The organism is Paraflavisolibacter caeni (genome assembly GCF_025628885.1).
In the GTDB taxonomy this organism is placed as follows: Bacteria; Bacteroidota; Bacteroidia; order Chitinophagales; family Chitinophagaceae; genus Flavisolibacter; species Flavisolibacter caeni.
The window spans coordinates 13942-32500 of record NZ_JAOTIF010000014.1 but is presented as its reverse complement, the minus strand read 5'-3'; the positions used below and the strand labels follow the sequence as shown (position 1 = coordinate 32500).

Annotated in this window: 8 protein-coding genes; all 8 read left to right on the top strand. The window is 44.0% G+C overall.

The window, feature by feature from the left end; genetic code table 11:
• Window positions 1-4: 4 nt before the first annotated feature.
• Window positions 5-2023, top strand: coding sequence for a glycosyl hydrolase family 28 protein (locus OCK74_RS16085; RefSeq protein ID WP_279298081.1), 2019 nt, complete (start codon window positions 5-7; stop codon window positions 2021-2023).
• Window positions 2024-2226: 203 nt separating this feature from the next.
• The gene (locus tag OCK74_RS16080) at window positions 2227-5865 is read left to right on the top strand and encodes a hybrid sensor histidine kinase/response regulator transcription factor (protein WP_279298080.1); all 3639 of its coding nucleotides are present in this window, start codon (window positions 2227-2229) and stop codon (window positions 5863-5865) included.
• Between the two features lie 245 nt (window positions 5866-6110).
• Complete coding sequence (locus tag OCK74_RS16075; RefSeq protein WP_279298079.1) at window positions 6111-6413, top strand: hypothetical protein; 303 nt, start codon at window positions 6111-6113, stop codon at window positions 6411-6413.
• 110 nt (window positions 6414-6523) lie between these two features.
• Window positions 6524-7924 (top strand): TolB-like translocation protein, encoded by a 1401-nt coding sequence (locus tag OCK74_RS16070; RefSeq protein ID WP_279298078.1) that lies wholly within the window; start codon window positions 6524-6526, stop codon window positions 7922-7924.
• Window positions 7925-8134: 210 nt separating this feature from the next.
• On the top strand, window positions 8135-11386 hold the full coding sequence (locus OCK74_RS16065; protein WP_279298077.1) for a SusC/RagA family TonB-linked outer membrane protein: 3252 nt from the start codon (window positions 8135-8137) through the stop codon (window positions 11384-11386).
• Between the two features lie 39 nt (window positions 11387-11425).
• Window positions 11426-13414 carry a RagB/SusD family nutrient uptake outer membrane protein gene (locus OCK74_RS16060; RefSeq protein WP_279298076.1) on the top strand — a complete coding sequence of 663 codons (1989 nt, stop codon included), beginning with the start codon at window positions 11426-11428 and terminating at the stop codon, window positions 13412-13414.
• A gap of 210 nt (window positions 13415-13624) precedes the next feature.
• The gene (locus tag OCK74_RS16055; protein ID WP_279298075.1) at window positions 13625-16810 is read left to right on the top strand and encodes a SusC/RagA family TonB-linked outer membrane protein; all 3186 of its coding nucleotides are present in this window, start codon (window positions 13625-13627) and stop codon (window positions 16808-16810) included.
• Window positions 16811-16888: 78 nt separating this feature from the next.
• Window positions 16889-18391: a RagB/SusD family nutrient uptake outer membrane protein gene (locus OCK74_RS16050; protein WP_279298074.1), complete on the top strand. Its 1503-nt coding sequence runs from the start codon at window positions 16889-16891 to the stop codon at window positions 18389-18391.
• Window positions 18392-18559 lie beyond the last annotated feature (168 nt).

The following is an 18559-nucleotide window of genomic DNA, read 5'->3' as shown; positions in this document are numbered from 1 at the left end:
AAATATGATGAAAACTCAAATAAAATCCTTTTTATTACTATTGTTCTTTCCCTTTGTGCTCTTTGCACAAAGCGCTGTCTCGTCTGATCAACAACTCAATATCTTTACACTTGGCGACAGCAATGGCACCTTTCCCGAAAGCTGGCCTAAGCAACTCAGGGTCACACTGCCAAATGCACAGGTCTTCAACATCAGCAAGTCAGGTAGAACAATCGGCTTTGTCAATAATGGTGACAGTACACTGAATTCGCTCCTGGTGATCGATGAAAACCTGAAAAAGGCAGCAGATTTTACAGGAGACCGTCCCTTTGACTTTATTGTTATCGAACTGGGTACCAACGATGCCAAAGCGGTTTTTGCCGCCCGGCAGAAAGAAGTGCCTGCAAACCTGGAGAAGCTCATTCAAAAAATAAAAAGCTGCAACTATCCGGCTATCAACAAGGCAAAGATCATTATCATCTCTCCACCTCCCTATGGCGTAAAAGCTGAGACAACTGAAAAATATACAGGCGGCGGTAAAAGGGTAGAAGAGATGAGCAAAGCCTTCCAAAAAGTAGCAAAACGGAATCAATGCCTTTTTGTGAATGGATTTAAAACTCCGGGTCTTGATATCAATACGATGGCGGAAGATGGTTTGCACCTGGATGCTACAGCCTCCAGAAAGTTAATAGAACCTGTTGTGCAAATCATTACCAAAGAGGCCTCTTCTTTTAAGAAGAGCGCTCCGGGTGTAAAAATCAATGAAATAAGAGTCAAAGCACCATTTGAGATGCCTGCTATCAAAGTTTCGGACTTTAGCAAGTCCCCGAAGATCAGCATCACCGAGTTGGGTGCCGTTCCTGGAGATAAAGAAAAGACATCACAGGCCATTGCAAAAGCAATCGAAAAAGCCAATGCAATCGGGGGCGGAGTCGTGGTTATACCTGAAGGAGAGTGGCTCACCAAAAAGATCCACCTGAAAAGCAATGTAAACCTTCATTTGAACAAAGGTGCCGTGCTGCTGTTTTCTGAAAATCCGGAAGACTACCTGCCTGCAGTGCACTCTACCTGGGAGGGCATGGAGTGCTATAATTATTCTCCCCTGATCTATGCTTACGAGTGTAAAAACATCGCTATTACCGGTGAAGGTGAGGTGAAAGCCAAAATGGATGTGTGGCAGGTATGGTTTGCACGCCCCAGGGCACACATGGAAAGCATCAAACGCCTGTACAATTTAGCCTGGAATCGCACGCCTGTGGAAGAAAGACAGATGGTAAACGATACAGCCCATCTCCGCCCACAGTTTATCCAGTTCAACCGCAGTGAAAACATTCTTTTGGAAGGCATCACCATAACCAACTCTCCATTTTGGACCATCCATCCTTATTTGTGTAAAAATGTGGTGATCCGAAATGTAAAGGTATACGCTCATGGACATAACAACGATGGCGTAGATCCTGAAATGAGCCAGAATGTACTCATTGAAAATTGCATCTTCGACCAGGGGGATGATGCAATTGCTATTAAATCAGGCAGAAACCCTGAGGGCTGGCGCTTAAAAACCCCATCCAAAAATATTGTGATCCGCAACTTGACGGTGAAGAATGGTCACCAGTTAGTGGCTGTAGGCAGCGAGCTTTCCGGTGGCATTGAGAATGTGTTTGTCGACAGTTGTACGGTAGTGGATGGCGCCAAATTAAACCACCTGCTGTTCATTAAGACCAATGAGCGCATGGGCGGTTATGTCAGGAACATTCATGCCACCAATATCAAGGCCGGTAAGATTGATTTGGGCGTACTGGGCATTGAGACCGATGTGCTGTACCAGTGGAAAACATTGGTGCCGACTTACGAAGTAAGGCTCACACCCATAAAAGATATTTACCTGGAAAATGTAGTGGCAAAAGATGTAAAATTTGTGTCTAGGATATTGGGACAAAAGGATCTACCGGTAGAAAATGTTTCACTTAAAAACATTACCACAGCTTCAGTGCAGGAAAAGAAATATATAAATGAAAATGTGGTAAACTTCAGAAGCAATTGATCTTACAACGGTGTTTCGTAGAGATTTCCTCAAAGAACTATCCACTGTATCAGTAGTAAGTCTTGGTTCGTTTCTCCGAATCTGCAGGTATGGAAATATGTTTACTTATCTAAGCCGGAACTCGATTATTGAAATAATTGTATTTTCGACGGATTGCTTTTTCCATGCGTATCGATCTGAAAATATTCACCTTACTGTTTTTCATGGTTTCTGGAGGCCAGCACTTAACTGCGCAAAAACTTAATTTCGAATATCTGACGGTAAAAAATGGACTGGCACAGAATACAGTATCAAGTATTGTTAAGGACAAGTACGGATATATGTGGTTTGGTACGTATAATGGGCTCTGTCGCTACGATGGATACAAATTCAAGGTTTACAGCACGATTCCCGGCGATACGAATTCAATAGCCAACAACAGAATACATTATATCTACAAGGATAGAAACGGCACTTTATGGATTGCCACTTTCAACTCTTCTATTTGTCGGTACAACTACCAAACAGACAATTTTACACGTTTTACACCTAACCAATTACCAAGCTCCATTCGCGACTCTACCAACCGCCTGCGTAATTTATTGGCTTTTCAAATTGCAGCAAAAGATCTGCAGGAGCATATTGGAGCATTTCAGCTTTCACCAACCAAAGAGCATATCGTATTTGGGACAAAACCCAACAATGTAGGTGGACTTGATGACAATAATGTTTATTGTGTTTACAAGGATAATTGCGGGATCCTTTGGCTTGGCACCGCTACAGGTGGTGTCAACAAATTAGATCTGAATGCCAAACCTTTCCATAGTTTTTCTGTTTCATCAGATAACAAAACCTCGGTAAATGCACCCATCCGCGCAATTTTGGCTGACAGTTCCGGTATTTGGCTGGGTACCCAGGATAATGGATTAGTTTTTATAAACTCAAAAACCAAAGTTGAAAAGCGCTTTATGCCAGGGCCTGCAGGCGAAAGTGTTAGATCAATTTTTAAAGACAGCTATGGTGATATATGGGTTGGGTACCGGACAGGGCTCGACAGGTACGATGTAAGGAGCAATAAATTGATCAATTACTATCATGAAAACACCGGAATTAATTCAAATAACTACCGGTTCTTATCCATAGCCGAAGATCCGGCGGACCGTTCAGTTTGGTTTGGCACTTTCAATGATGTGCTCAAATACAACCGCAAGAACAATACATTTGAAAAACAGGTATTGAACAAATATTTGGGCAAACCAAGTGCTGTTTGCTTGTTCTTTGATTCAAAAAATAACTTATGGATTGGAACTGAATATTTAGGTGTTATCCAAATAAAGCGCGATCCAAAAACCCATGCTTGGACAGATACAGTCAGTTATAATGGTGATGGCGTTAATCCCAAATTACCCGATGAGCGTGTTTATTCCATCACCGAAGACCGTCTGGGGAATATCTGGATTGGTACGGCAAATGGACTTTGCCGCATAGACCCCCGATCTGGCAAAGTCAAATTATATACAAAGCAGGATGGGCTTGCAGATCAATATATTGCGAAGCTATTGCCTGATCAACAGGGCAATATCTGGATCAGTCACAAAAAAGGCTTGTCAAAACTTACGGTTAGAACAGGCGTCATTCGAAATTATGCTGTTCAGGAAAGTATCCAGGGTTACGATTTTATGGAAGGCTCTGGATGCATCGATAAAACCACGGGTGATCTATATTTTGGTAATATGGAAGGTTTTGTTTCATTCCATCCCGGTGAGATCGCTGACAACCCCTTTCTCCCGGTCGTAGTTTTAACAGAGTTTCAGGTGCTGAACAAACCTGTTGGTGTCGGGCAGATGATAAATGGGAGGGTAGTATTATCCGCACCTATAAACATGACAAAGAAAATTACGCTTACCTATGAGGATCGTAGTTTTTCCATTGAATTTGCAGCACTCCACTATTCAAATCCGGAAAAAAACCAATACGCCTACATGCTGGAGGGGCAGGACAAAGATTGGATACAAACGGATGCATCAAGACGAATAGCTTCCTATTCGAACCTGCCAGCGGGTAAATACATCTTCAAAGTGAAAGCATCCAACAGTGACGGCGTTTGGAACCCTGCTCCAGCCACGCTTGAAATAATCGTGCTGCCACCCTGGTGGAGAACATGGTGGGCCTATTTGTGCTACACCTTTTTATTAATACTGGCCGGCTATCTGGTATACAGGCTGATTCTTGCCCGCCAAAAGTATAACCAGCAGATACTCACCGAAAGATTAAAAGCCGAAAAAGTGCGTGAACTGGACGAGCTTAAATCCCGGTTTTTCACCAATGTCTCTCATGAATTCCGCACACCATTAACATTGATCATTGATCCCCTGGAGTCACTTTTAGCCGGAAAACTATCCACTGAAAAAGTGAGGGATTATTATGCAATCATGCACCGCAACGCCCGCCGGCTGCTGGGCTTGATCAACCAGTTCCTTGATTTCAGGAAGCTGGAATCAGGCAACATGCCTCTTCATATAACCAGGCAGGATATTGTTGCATTTGTTCGTAATATCATGGCGGCCTTTGAGTTCCAGGCACAGCAACAGGATATAAATTTTACATTTCAAACAGATATCGAGGCGCTGGAATTTGGATTTGATGCGGATGTCGTAGACAAAATACTATACAATCTACTTTCCAACGCATTTAAATTTACTAGTGTGGGTGGCCGCATTACGGTGTCTTTGGCCGCTGCTTCAGAAAATCCGGGCCAGGTTGTATTATCGGTAAGGGATAATGGAGTAGGTATTCCAGCCAACTTGATCGGTCAGATTTTTGAACCCTTTTATCAGGTAGCAAGTAAGGAACATAACAATAGCGGTGGCACAGGAGTTGGCTTGGCATTAACCAAGGAACTTGTAACGCTGCATAAGGGTATCATTACAGTAAATAGTGGACCTAACATCGAAACCTGCTTTACTGTTATGCTAAGTAATCTCGCAGATGAAAACACCGGACTGTTTCAAAAAGCAGGGACGTCCGGCTTTCAAATGAGCGATAGTTCTGAGGAGTTTACTCCATTAGTTCAGGAGCAGGAAACCAATGCTGATCCAACCGTGGTGCTGGTGGTGGAGGATAATGCTGATGTGAGGAACTACCTTAAAATGAACTTAATCGCTGATTATCTGGTTATTGAAGCCCAAAACGGATCCGAGGGTTTCGAAAAAGCCATTGAAACCATACCCGACCTTGTCATCAGCGACATCATGATGCCGGGACTCAATGGGCTTGAACTTTGCCAAAAGTTGAAAACTGACGAAAAAACCAGTCACATACCAGTAATCCTGTTAACAGCACGGCAGTCAGACCAATCCCAGATGGAAGGTTACGAAACCGGGGCTGATGCCTATATCGGCAAGCCTTTCAGCTCAGCCTTGCTATTGGTTCGCATTAAAAACCTCATTGAGTCGCGCAAAAAGCTTCGGCAATTGTTCAATCAGTCTACCGGATTTAATACCCGTCTGGTGGGTACCAATGCTGCCGATAAAGCTTTTTTAAGCAAAGCAACCGGCATGATAGAATCGAATATGTCAAACAAAGACCTTAGTGTGGAATGGTTGGCCAGTCAGTTATTTTTAAGCCGGACGCAACTCTATCGTAAAATCAAAGCGCTGACAAACCAGTCAGTCCACGAATTTGTAACTACGATCCGGTTAAACAAAGCTGCGGAACTACTGCTTGAAGGTCAGTCTTCAGTTTCAGAAATTGCCTTTATAGTAGGTTATTCCGATTCCACAAGTTTCAGCCGGATGTTCCAGAAACAATTTGGACTGACACCAAAAAAGTTCAGCCAGCAGGGTAAAAGCGACCTTTTCTAAAAAGACACACTCCTTTTGATAAGCCCGTATTTAAGTATGGATTGCCTATTGCTGATTATAAAATGCCTATAATCAACCTGTTGCAAAAATAGTACAATAAAAAAATGTATCAATCTGCTGTTTTTTTGGTACGATTTGCCAGTCTCTGACAGATAATTCACAGTAGCTTCGTCCCTCAACCTATTGATATTCTACACTATTATTATATAATGTATTGCCCATTTATAATCTAACCATTTTATCAAATGTTACAGAGAAAGCTTCGCCGGGATAGTGAATTCTATATTACCGTTAATTACAAAAGACGTAACCAATGTTATAAGGTAAAGCATCAATCTTTAAATGATGAAGAAGAAATATTCAACATTATTTCTAATAATAGAACAGTCGTGGTAACGTCTAAACGGCCACAGTTTTGTACGCAGGTCATAATGGACTACAAACAGGTCTATACGTATGATGATCATGAGATTACCAATAAATGCCTTATGAATAGGATTATAGAAGCTATAGACAAACATGCGGGGATGGGCGCGGGCAAAAGATGAGATGGATAGTAGATTCAAATCAGCATAGTTCAGGATAGTCCCGGTGTGATATTTAAATAACTTGGCAAATGCTTAGGCACATTGAATGCTTGCCAATACAATTAAAAGTTATGGGCCAAAAACAAAAGATACTTGCCATTGGATATTTGCTACTCAGTCTTATAATAATACCATCAGCAAACGCACAAATCGGTAAACGTTTCCCTTCCGAGAAAAAAGTCATCAAAGACCCGGTCACAGGTACGATGCTCACCTTCCTTACCAGCACACCTGCAGGTGATTCAAAGATATATCCCACCCATAATCAGTGGACATCAGATGGACAGTGGCTGATCTACCGCACAGGGAGGGTACCCGGAGAAGCAATGGCGGTAAACGAGCAAACAGGAGAGATGGTACAGGTAACAGAAGGCGGTTACAGTGGAATGCTCAACATAGCAAGAAATTCCATGAAACTCTACTTCATGCGCTCTACGGATACTTCCTTAAGGAGACGAGGGGATACAGTCGCTGCAAGGGATCGATCTGTGGCACCCGTGCAGATCATAGAAGTTGATCTCGCCAAAGTTTTTGCCGACAGCAAAGCGGGCAAAATGAAACCAGCTTCAGAATACCAGCGCGTCTGCGGTACTACACCGCCTGAACTGGGTGCTGGTGGTGATATGGCCTTGGATGGTGCGGAAGAATGGGCATATTTTCGGATTAGTAAGGAGGAGGCTGCCAGGCATCTGCCAGCAAGTACCAAAATCGAAGGCAACTTTGGACCGCGCAACATGGGAGCAGGCCCATCCGGCATCGCTGCTATGAACATAAAAACCGGGGAGGTCAAACATGTTATCTCTGTTCCTTTTCAAGTGGGACACATTCAGACCAATCCTTGGGTGCCTGGAGAAATTGTCTTTTGCTGGGAAACAGGCGGCAAGTCGCCTCAGCGTACCTGGACGGTAATGTCCGACGGCACTGGCCTGCGCCCCTTGTATCCTGAATCAGAATATGAATGGGTCACGCATGAAGCAGTGATCACTCGCGACGAAGTGGCAATGGCGATTATGGGACACCGGAAGATTCCGGGCACTGACAAGCAGGTAGCTCTTGGTACATCTGTTTATGGTGCAAATCCAGGCCAGGAAGCTGCCTGGGGGCCTTCAGGAACCCGCGAGAAACCCACAGGGTTGGCTATTGTAAACCTGAGAACAAGAGAAATGACCATTGCAGGACAAACACCCAGTGGCAGTGGTCTATGGCACGTGCATGGTTCTCCGGATGGCAGGTTTGCCGTTGGTGATGATTTTTCACGCAGTGTATACTTGATCGACCGGCACACAAGAGAAATGATCATGTTGACTACAGGTCATAAGGAAACGGCTGCAGATCATACGCATCCGACTTTCAGCCCCGATGGTACAAAAATTCAAATACAATCAGCCATGCTGTCCAAAGACGGTAGGTCTATGAATATTTGCATCATTCCTGTGCCGGAAAACTGGCTTAAGAGAAAATACAGCAAATAAATATTCTGGTATTATTTCTCGCCTTTCGGTTGTCATTCATCTTTATTTGCTACCAATTGAAATTATGTGATTAAAAGATGATGAATATCACAAGGTTTCTGACTTTACGCAAACGTTTGCGTAAAAAAATATACCGATGCAGGACGGTGCAGGATAGTTCGTGTATACTAAATAGATAGTTTAGTCTTTTATTAACAAACTGTTTGCTGTATGATAATTCTTCGACTGCTTCGGGGGCTAGGTATGCCCTGTTTCTTTCTCCTTTTTTCCCTTTATGGTTTTGCACAAAGTTTTCCTGTGAGCGGTAAAATCACCGGCGCTGATGGACAACCGTTGGCTGGCGTTTCCATCCAGGTAAAAGGTTCTAACGCCGGCACAACGACCAAAGCTGATGGAACGTTTACCATCACAGTGCCTTCTGCTCAATCCATTTTAGTGTTTAGCTCTATTGGTTACACCAGCCAGGAAGCTTCTGTAAATGGTAAATCTGCAATCGCCATTGCGCTCAAATCTGCAGATAATAATCTGCAGGATGTAGTTGTTGTAGGTTATGGCACACGTAAGAAAAGTGACGTAACAGGCGCTGTTTCTTCTATTTCAGGCGAAAAGCTGCGCACAGTACAAACCACCAACCTCACGCAATCGCTACAAGGCCGTATAGCAGGTGTGGAAGCTACCCCAAGTGGTTTCCGTCCTGGTACAGGAAGCTCTATCCGCCTGAGGGGTAACCGTTCATTAAGCGCCAGCAATGAACCATTGTATGTGGTAGATGGCTTTCCTGTCAGCTATACCATTGATGATATGAACCCTGCCGATATTGAATCTGTGGACATCCTGAAAGACGCATCAGCAACAGCCATTTATGGTGTTCGTGGCGCCAACGGCGTTGTTCAGATCACTACAAAAAAAGGCAAGGCTGGTAAAATATCAGTAAACTACCAGGGCAGCCAGTCCATCGAAAGCATCATCAGGCCTATACAGGTGTTTGATGCATCCCAACTGGTAGATGCCCAAAGACAGGCATTCTTTGCAGATTCATTGTATACACGCGATATTAAAAAGAGGTCCGCGACCAATTCATTATATTATTATCCTGACGCTCTATCCGATATGGCCTTGTTCAGAAATAGGTTCGGCAGCGAAGAGCAGTGGAATTCTATTAAAGATGCTTATACCTGGGAGGTTTATGACCCGGTAAATAAGATTTACCGCGCAAAGAAAAGAGCAACAACTCCTGAAGAAAAGGCACTTTTGCAAAACCTCCAGTTCATGGGTGGCATGAGAACAGATAGCATTGATATTTACGATCCATCCAGGATCAAAAGCTATGACTGGTTGGATAATGTAGGGATCAGGAATGGCAGCACCACAAACCATAGCATTAGTGTGACAGGTGGTTCCGACAGGATCAAATCTTCTTTCAGTGCAGGATACTTTAATCAGAAAGGGATTGAATATGGTCAGGATTATACCAGGTATTCCATTGGTGCTTCAAACGACTTTAAGGCTGCCAGGTACCTCACCTTTGGCATCAGTGTAAACTATACAAATGCAACTACCAACACCAGCACCAGTTCTTATGGTAATGCTATTGGTATGATCCCGATGGTAACACCTTATGATTCTGCCGGCAACTGGGTGCTCATTCCCAACAAAGACGACCAGATCAGGAGCGCCATCAATGATCACAATACCGTGTTTGACGAAACAAAGACAAACAGGATATTCGGAAACGTTTATGGAGAGCTGACACTCTTTAAAGGATTGAAATACCGCACCATGTTTGGTTTGGATACCCGTAATTCAAGACAGGGCAAATTTGATGGCTCCCAGTCATCCATCCAATTGGGTAGCCCCGCCAAAGCATCACGTACCATTATTAACGCTTCTTCTTGGGTCTACGACAACATCCTGACATACAATACTACGATCAAGTCCAACCACACGATCAATGTTACCCTGCTCCAGGAATTGCAAAACCTGAACCGCACAGATACACTGATCATGTCGGCCAATAACCTGATCTTCGAATCTCAAAAATGGTACTCCTTAAACAGGAATACAGATGCATTAGTTACAGGTTCAGGTTCTTATGCCGCTGCCCGATATATGTCTTACATGGGCCGTGTGGAATATGGTTTCAGAAATAAATACCTGCTGACAGTCAGCAACCGTTACGACAACTCCTCTGTATTGTCTGAAGGAAACAAAGGTGCCTGGTTCCCATCTGCTTCTGTGGCCTGGCAAATTGATCGCGAAAACTTCTTCAGAAGCCAATCCGTACTCAATTCTGCTAAGTTGAGAATGGGTATTGGTAAAGTAGGTAATGCTTCTATTCCTCCTTACCAGACCGGTGGTCCTCTAGCCTTTACCAACTATAACTGGGGCAATGGACAGGCCGCCATTGGTTCTGCTCCTTTAACCTTTAAAACACCAGACCTGGGCTGGGAGAAAACAACTACTACAAACGTAGGAATTGATTTCGGCCTGCTTAAAAACAGGATCAACGGTGTGATTGACCTGTATAAATCAACTACTACCGACCAGTTGCAGCAAAGGTCAATTCCAACTGCCAACGGTGTGGGATACTTATTCTTTAACCTCGGTAAAGTAGAGAACAAGGGTATAGAAGTTACCCTGAATACACAAAACATTGTTTCAAGAGACTTCCGTTGGTCTACAGATTTCGTGTTCACTAAAAACAAAGAGAAGATCGTAGACATTGATGGCAGCGGCAACAGTAACTATGCCAACCTTTGGTTGATAGACCAGCCCCTCCAGGTATATTGGGGTTATAAACAAGAAGGCATCTTCCAATACAGTGACACTGCAAAAGGTGGCGCACTGGCCGACTACTATTGGAAAAAATCCGGTAATAAAGGCAATGTCAACTACCTGCCAGGCAGAATTAAGATATTTGATGCCAATGGTGATACAGCAATGAGTCCGGCAGACAGAATTGTTTTAGGCTCGCACAATCCTGACTTTACGGCAAGTATTGGCAACACACTGAGCTATAAAAACTTTGACCTGAACTTCCTGATTCATTTCCACGTAGGTGGTTTATATAGGGTGCCCCGTCCAAGCCTCGTAGGCCGCTACCAGACCTTTGAGGTGAATTACTGGACGCCATCCAACCCAAGCAATGAATACCAGCAGCCAACATCAACCAGTGATATTCCTTTCGGTTGGGAAGCAATTACTTATACCAAGGCTACTTATGCCAAAGTGAAGAATATTACACTGTCTTACCGTGTGCCCCAACAGTTAACTGGCAAGGCAAACATCAACAACCTGTCGTTCTATATCAGTGCAGTGAATCCCATCCTGATCCATGGTTATTCAACTTACGATCCGGAAACAGTGCCTTACAAGGAGTTCCCTGGTTCTACTACCAACAACACAGGGCCTACATCTTATAGCTACAGAAGTTATGTGATAGGCGCAAAGCTTGATCTGTAATGTTAACATTGATTCGTGTATTTGAAAAAAACTAAAAGAATGAAAAAGAACTTTCGAAATATAATTTGGATGGGTATCGGTGCTTTTGCGCTTACCGTAACCTCTTGCAAGAAATTCATCAAAGAAGAACTGGTAACGACACTTACCGAGGATTATTATAAAACTGATGCCGGTCTTGAAGACCTGGTAAAGTCTGCCTACACGCCTTTGCAATGGAAGTTCAGTGAGGAGCAGTCTTACGCCATGCACAACTTTGGCGTGGATGAATTCAGGGAAGGCGACCAGTTCAATAACGTTCGCTACAACGACTACGATGCCAACCTGAATGCGAATGATGCCTTTGTCAATGGCCTTTGGACAAATAATTATGCCGGTATCAGGCGGTGCAACCAGGGTATTGAAATGATAGCCAGTTATAATAATCCGGCATCAAAAGTACTGGGTACACAGGCGCAAAAAGACCTGCGCATAGCCGAACTCAAAGCCCTGAGAGGTTTATATTACTTCCAGATGGTGCAACAATTCGGGGGTGTTCCCCTGATCACATCAGTGCCCAGCGAGCCGCAATATGAGTTTCCAAGGGCTTCTGTGGCAGAAGTGTATCAGCAGGTCATCGGCGACTTGAAAAACGCAGGCCCAGTTTTACCTTGGAAATATGACGCTGCCAACAGGGGTAGGGCCACACGGGCTATGGCTTATCATTTCTTGGCCAAGGCTTATTTAACAAGAGGCAGTGCTGTTACAGACCAACGCGGACAAAAGCCTACCGATATGGACAGCGTGATTGTGTTTGCAGATTCAGTGATCACCAGGAGCGGCCATGCATTGGAAGCTGACTATGGAAGTTTATTCAATGCTGCTTATCCGGACGGCAGAATAGCCCCCTTGGGTGAGGTTGGTGCAGCGCCGTTGAGCAGCAAAGCAAAGATCGATGCCAACAATGCCAGCAACGAAATCATCTATGCGGCTCAATTCACTTCCAACCTGAGCCTGGCTTCATCTGCAGGAAACAACCAGACACACCTTTACTATGGTACGCAATATGATGCCGGTATGCCGGGTATGGCAAGGGATTTCTTCAATGGAAGGCCTTTCCGCAGGATGCGTCCTACTGATTATACCATTGATATCTATGATAAGATCAATGACTCCCGCTTCTTCAAAACCTTCCAGACTGTCTTCTATCGCAATGTTGCAGTTACAGCTAATGAAACTTTTCCCAAGTTTACTGCAGCAGATGCACCTAATCCAAGTTTGGTGGGTAAGCCAAGGGTAATGCCTGGCGATACAGCAGCCATCTTTATTGTGAACCCTGTTGACAAGCCATTGCTGACTTCCAACATTGCCAAAATGCGTTATTATGCTGTGTATGCGCGCTACAAGCAAACTACAGCCGGCGGTGCAGTATCAACAGATTTCTCACCCAATAAGTTCCTGGCGATGATCAAGTTCAATGATCCTATCAGGCTTACCTCTATCAATAACGAAGCCCGCGGTATCCGCAATGGTACGCTGGCTCGTCTGGCTGAGACCTATCTGATGATCGCGGAAGCTTATGGCAGAAAGGGTGATTATACCAAGGCATTGGAATATGTGAATGTGTTGAGAAGAAGAGCTGCTTATAAAGCAGGCGAAGCAAGAAGCCCGCAGATCTGGCAATTTATAGGCGGTCCCAGCACGTTAGACAATACTGAAACTAATAACTTGGCTACAATGACCCTGTTTACTACGAGTGCAGCAAGCGAGAACTACCCGGCTAGCGCTACCAGCACATCTTCGAGGTTCATTCATTTCATGCTCAATGAAAGAACCAGGGAGCTTTGTGGTGAATTTTACCGCTGGGAAGACCTGGTGCGGACAGAAACCTTCTATGAAAGAACAAAACAGTTCAACCCCGACATCAGCGGATCATTCTCTCAATTCCATAAGCTGAGGCCAATTCCTTACCTGCAAATGATTGCGCAAACAAAAAATGGCAAACCCATGTCTGCATCCGATATGGCCGCCTACCAAAATCCTGGTTATTAATTCAATAAGCATAATTTCTAAAGGGCAGTCCTCCGGGCTGCCCTTTCTTTTTCTTCCCCGTAGTATCTGTCATCTGACCAAAATCATACAAGCTCTTGATTTTACGCAAACGTTTGCGTAAAAAGTTGGCCTAAAGCAGGATGGTACAGGATAATCGGGCTAGGTGAATCATGTAGCTTGCCTACTGAAAAACACTTAATTGTAGGCTGTATGAAAAAAAACGCAGTGCTGCGAAGCTTGGGCTTCGCCTCCCTTCTCTTATTCTCTTTTGGCGCTTTCGCCCAAAATTTCCCGGTTACAGGTAAAATCACAGGTGCAGACGGACAACCTTTAGCAGGTGTAACTGTAAAGGTGAAAGGTTCAAACCTCGCTGCCCAAACAAGCGCAGATGGCTCCTTCCAGATCAATGTGCCTTCTCCCGATGCCGTTTTAGTGGTAAGCTATGTCGGTTTTGCCGAACAACAGGTGCAGGTCGCAAATAAAAAACAGCTTGCTGTTTCCATGGTGCCCCAACAAAACTCCTTGGAGAACGTAGTTGTGGTGGGCTATGGTACTCAGAAAAAAAAGAACGTCACGGGTGCGGTAGCTTCCTTGAACGCCGATAACTTGAACGAGCGGCCTGTTTCCCGTGTAGACCAGGCCTTGGTCGGTCAGTTGGCTGGTGTACAGGTAAAGCAAACCAGTGGTGCTTTAGGAAAAGGCATGAGTGTTCAGGTAAGAGGTTCCGGCTCCGTTACAGCCGGCAATGAGCCTTTATATGTGATTGATGGCTTTCCCTTGGCGCAGGCCGCTCCTAATGGATCAGGTAGCTTCGCTAACGGCAATCCCCTCGATAACATCAACCCGAACGATATTGAATCAATCCAGGTATTAAAAGATGCCTCTGCTGCAGCTATCTATGGCTCCCGCGCCGCCAATGGCGTTGTGATCATAAACACCAAAAAAGGTAAAAGTGGTAAAGCAAAGATTAACCTCAACTCTTACGTTGGTTTTTCGGAGGCAAACCGCAAACTCGATATGTTGTCTGCTGATGAATGGGTAGACAGGGCAACTGAAATGATCAATGCCCAGTGGGTAGCTTCCGGACCCGGAAGGACGGCTAGCCAGACAAACGAAGAGCGCCGTGTGATTTTAGGCCTTGCTCCAGGGGGTGTCAATACTTCTTACATGACTGATGACCGCTGGGCTCAGCCAGGCCATCCTGGTTTGCGCTACATCGACTGGCAAAACGAAGCCTTCAGAAAAGGCTTGGTGCAAAATCACCAAATATCCGCCAGTGGTGGAAATGAATTCGTAAAATATTATGTCTCCGGAAACTTTGCCGACCAGGAAGGTATGATTAAAGGCATGGACTACAGATCATATTCTGCACGGGCAAATGTTGAAGTCAATGCCAGCAAAAAGTTAAAGCTTGGTTTAAACCTTTCACCTACCTATTCTATTACCAATGATCCGGGTATAGAAGGTAAAGACAACATCCTGCACCAATTGGTGAGTATGACACCTGTCCAGGAAGATTCTATGGGCTTGTATCCAAACGTCGGCAACAATGGCCAGTATAAATGGAGCACCTCACCCAATAGCCCGATAGGTAAACTGGAACAAACCATAGGTGAGACCAAACGCTTCCGCACACTGACTTCTTTGTTTGGTGAATACCAGATCATTAAAGGCCTTGCTTTAAAGAGCACCATTAACTTCGATAATACAGATAACACTTCAAAAGGTTACGTTCCTTACACCATTTCTGGTCAGCTTCCTGCAAGGCAGGCTGCTAATTACCTTTCTCTAGCCTCAGGTTCGTACAGCACTTACAGAAGACAGACATTCGTTAATGAGAACACGCTGTCTTATAATAAAGTATATAATGATATCCACGATGTTTCCTTTTTGGCAGGTGCTGCTTATAACTCCGATAAATTTGATCGTTCACAAATGAACTCTCAAAATGGTTTCGGCAATAGCGTTGTGAACACTTTGAACGCCGCAGCTGCCATTACTGGGAATACAACAGAAACAAAGAATGTCCTGCTTTCATATTTTGGCAGAATTCAATACGGCTTCAATGATAAATACTTGTTCTCTGCAAGTATTAGAAGAGACGGTTCTTCCCGTTTTGGTGACAATACAAAATGGGGTTGGTTCCCTTCAGCATCTGCTGCCTGGAGAATAGCTGAGGAAGATTTTATGAAAGGAATTCCTCAGATCAGTGACCTTAAATTGAGAGCAAGCTGGGGTAAATCTGGTAACTACAACGTGGGTGATTACAGTGCCCAAGCCCTGTTAGCTGCATCTAATTATACATTCAATAATGCTGTAGCTTTTGGCCAGGCTCCTGCAAGCGTAGTGAATCCTGACTTAAGCTGGGAAAAATCAGAGTCTTTTGATGTCGGTCTGGACATCGGTATTTTGAGAAACCGCGTTACAGCATCTTTGGACTACTACAATAAATTAAATACAGATTTACTGTTGAATGTGCCTATTCCTGGTCTCACTGGTTTTAATTCTATGTTGAGCAACGTAGGGGAAGTAAGGAACCAGGGCTGGGAAATAGAATTGACTTCTCGCAACCTCGTGGGTAAATTCCAATGGAATACAAGCGTAAACTTTAGCCATAATTCCAATAAAGTATTGGCATTAGGTGAAGGCCAGGATCAAATTCTGATTCCATCTCTGTTCGATATTTCGCATAGCATCTTGAAAGTTGGGGAACCCATGAACAGCATTTATGTGGTGCGTCAGGATGGCATCTTGACTCAGGACGATATTAGTAAAGGCGCTGCCCTTTACGGTTCACAAACAGTGGGAGATCCTAAATATGTTGACGCAAACGGTGATGGCGTAATTGATGCTAATGACCGTGTGATCGTAGGTCATCCTAATCCGAACTATGTATGGGGTGTTACCAACAACCTGCGCTATAAAGGTTTCGATCTGAGTGTTTTGGTGCAAGGCCAGTCGGGGGGATCTATTTACTCGCTTTTCGGTCGTGCATTAGGAAGAACTGGCCAGGGCTTTACGGATAATGCTTTAGGCTTCTTCAGAGACAGATGGCGTTCAGAAGCAGACCCCGGTGCTGGTAAAGTGGGTAAAGCTTATTCAACCTTTGGCCGTATTAAAAATACAGACTGGTTATATCCTTCCGATTACGTGCGTGTACGCAATATTACACTCGGATACGATTTGGGTCAGCTGTTTAAGGGTAAAGCAGTTTCTGGAGCTCGCATCTATGCAACTGCCGAAAACTTCTTTGGCTCTGATAAATACAAAGGAGGCTTTAACCCTGAAGCTACCAATACTGACTTAAGCGGTAGCGGACTTTATCCTGAAGCTGGTGATTATGGTGGACTTCCTCTGCCAAAATCCTTGATCCTTGGTGTAAACTTAACCTTCTAACCTTTAAAGTTGAAAAGTGAATGAGTGACAATTCACCAACTCGTGACTAGTGAACTCATGAACTCAAAAAACATCACAATGAAAAAAGTATTTCTTCCAATTATAGCAGCAACCGTTCTGTTTTCTTCTTGTAAAAAGGAATTAGACCAGGTGCCCATTTCATCAGTTGCTACCGGTAACTTCTACAAAACACAAAATGATTTTATACAGGCCACCAACGCTGTTTACAACAACCTTCGTGGTTATCCCGACAGGCAGTTGAACTTGTCTGAAACAAGATCAGATAATTTATATGCAGTATCAGATGGTGGTGTTCGCGATTGGGAAGGTATCAATAGTTTTCATAAAACCATCGCCAGTAATCCATATGTAATCGAAGCATATAACTCGAATATTAATGGAGTATTCAAAGCAAATGAATTACTGCAACAATTGAAGGATAATGGCAGTAGTATTGTAACTGATGCTGCCTTAAGAACACGCATGGAGGCTGAAGCAAGATTCCTGAGAGCCTTTTATTACTTCGACCTGGTAAGATGGTTTGGTAAAGTGCCGGTTGTTGATCATCCGGTTTCATCTTCTGAAGCCTTGACCATTCCTAGAAGTCCGGTAAGTGAAGTGTATAAGTTGATTATGGACGACCTGGTTTTTGCTGCTGGTAATTTACCAGCTGTTAATGCAGCTGCTGATAAAGGCAAACCTACCAAATGGTCAGCTAAAGGTATTTTAGCCCTGGTGCATATGACCCGCTCTGGTCCTACCTATGGTATCGAAGGTCCGGGCTTGGGCTTGAACGAATGGAATGAGGCATATACATTGTTGAATGAAATAATTGCAAGCAACCGCTTTTCATTCCTTCCAAAATACATGGATATTTTCTCATACACGAATGAGAACAATGCAGAAGTAGTATTTGATATCCAATATATCAACGGTGCAACTCCTGTCTTGGGTTCAACATTCCCATGGGTACTGGTTCCCGACACATGGTTTCAATCTTTGGGTAAACCAACACAAGGCGGCTTAACGATTCGTCCTATTTCCTCTGACCTGGTGAATTCTTATGAAGCCGGCGATAGCCGTGATGATTCTATTATAGTAAGAAGTTACGTATACAACGGCGTAACAGAAAACCGCCCTTTCTTCAAGAAATACGTGGATCTCACCAAAGTGCCCACCAATAACAGGATTGACTGGCCAATCAACTTTATCGTACAACGCTATACCGATATATTAATGTTGAAAGCAGAATGTATCCTGCATGGTGCTCCTGGCACACAAGCAGATGTTGATGCTATTGTGAACCAGGTGCGTGCAAGAGCTGGTTTAACTACTCAGTTATCCGGTGTTACCCTGCCTCAACTCATGGAAGAAAGAAGAAAGGAATTTGCAGCTGAAGGTTCTCGTTGGCACGACCTGGTGAGAAGTGGTTTGGTAGAAACTGTAATTCCAGCCTGGATTGCCAAAGACGATGTACAAAAAGTAATGAAGCCTTTCGAGAAAAACTTCATCATCTACCCAATTCCCCAAGCCGAGTTGGATGTCAAAAAAGGATTGTACGAACAAAACCCTGGATATTAAATAAGACTTTCGCATATTTAGTTTCGTTGGCAGCCTGTCATTATCTAATGACAGGCTTTTTTTATCGATTTAATTACTCAAACTGGCTCTAAAAGCGGCCATTTCACCGCTAAATTTTAACTAGGCAGGATAGTGCAGGATGCTTGGGACCTACTAGTTTCTACTTTT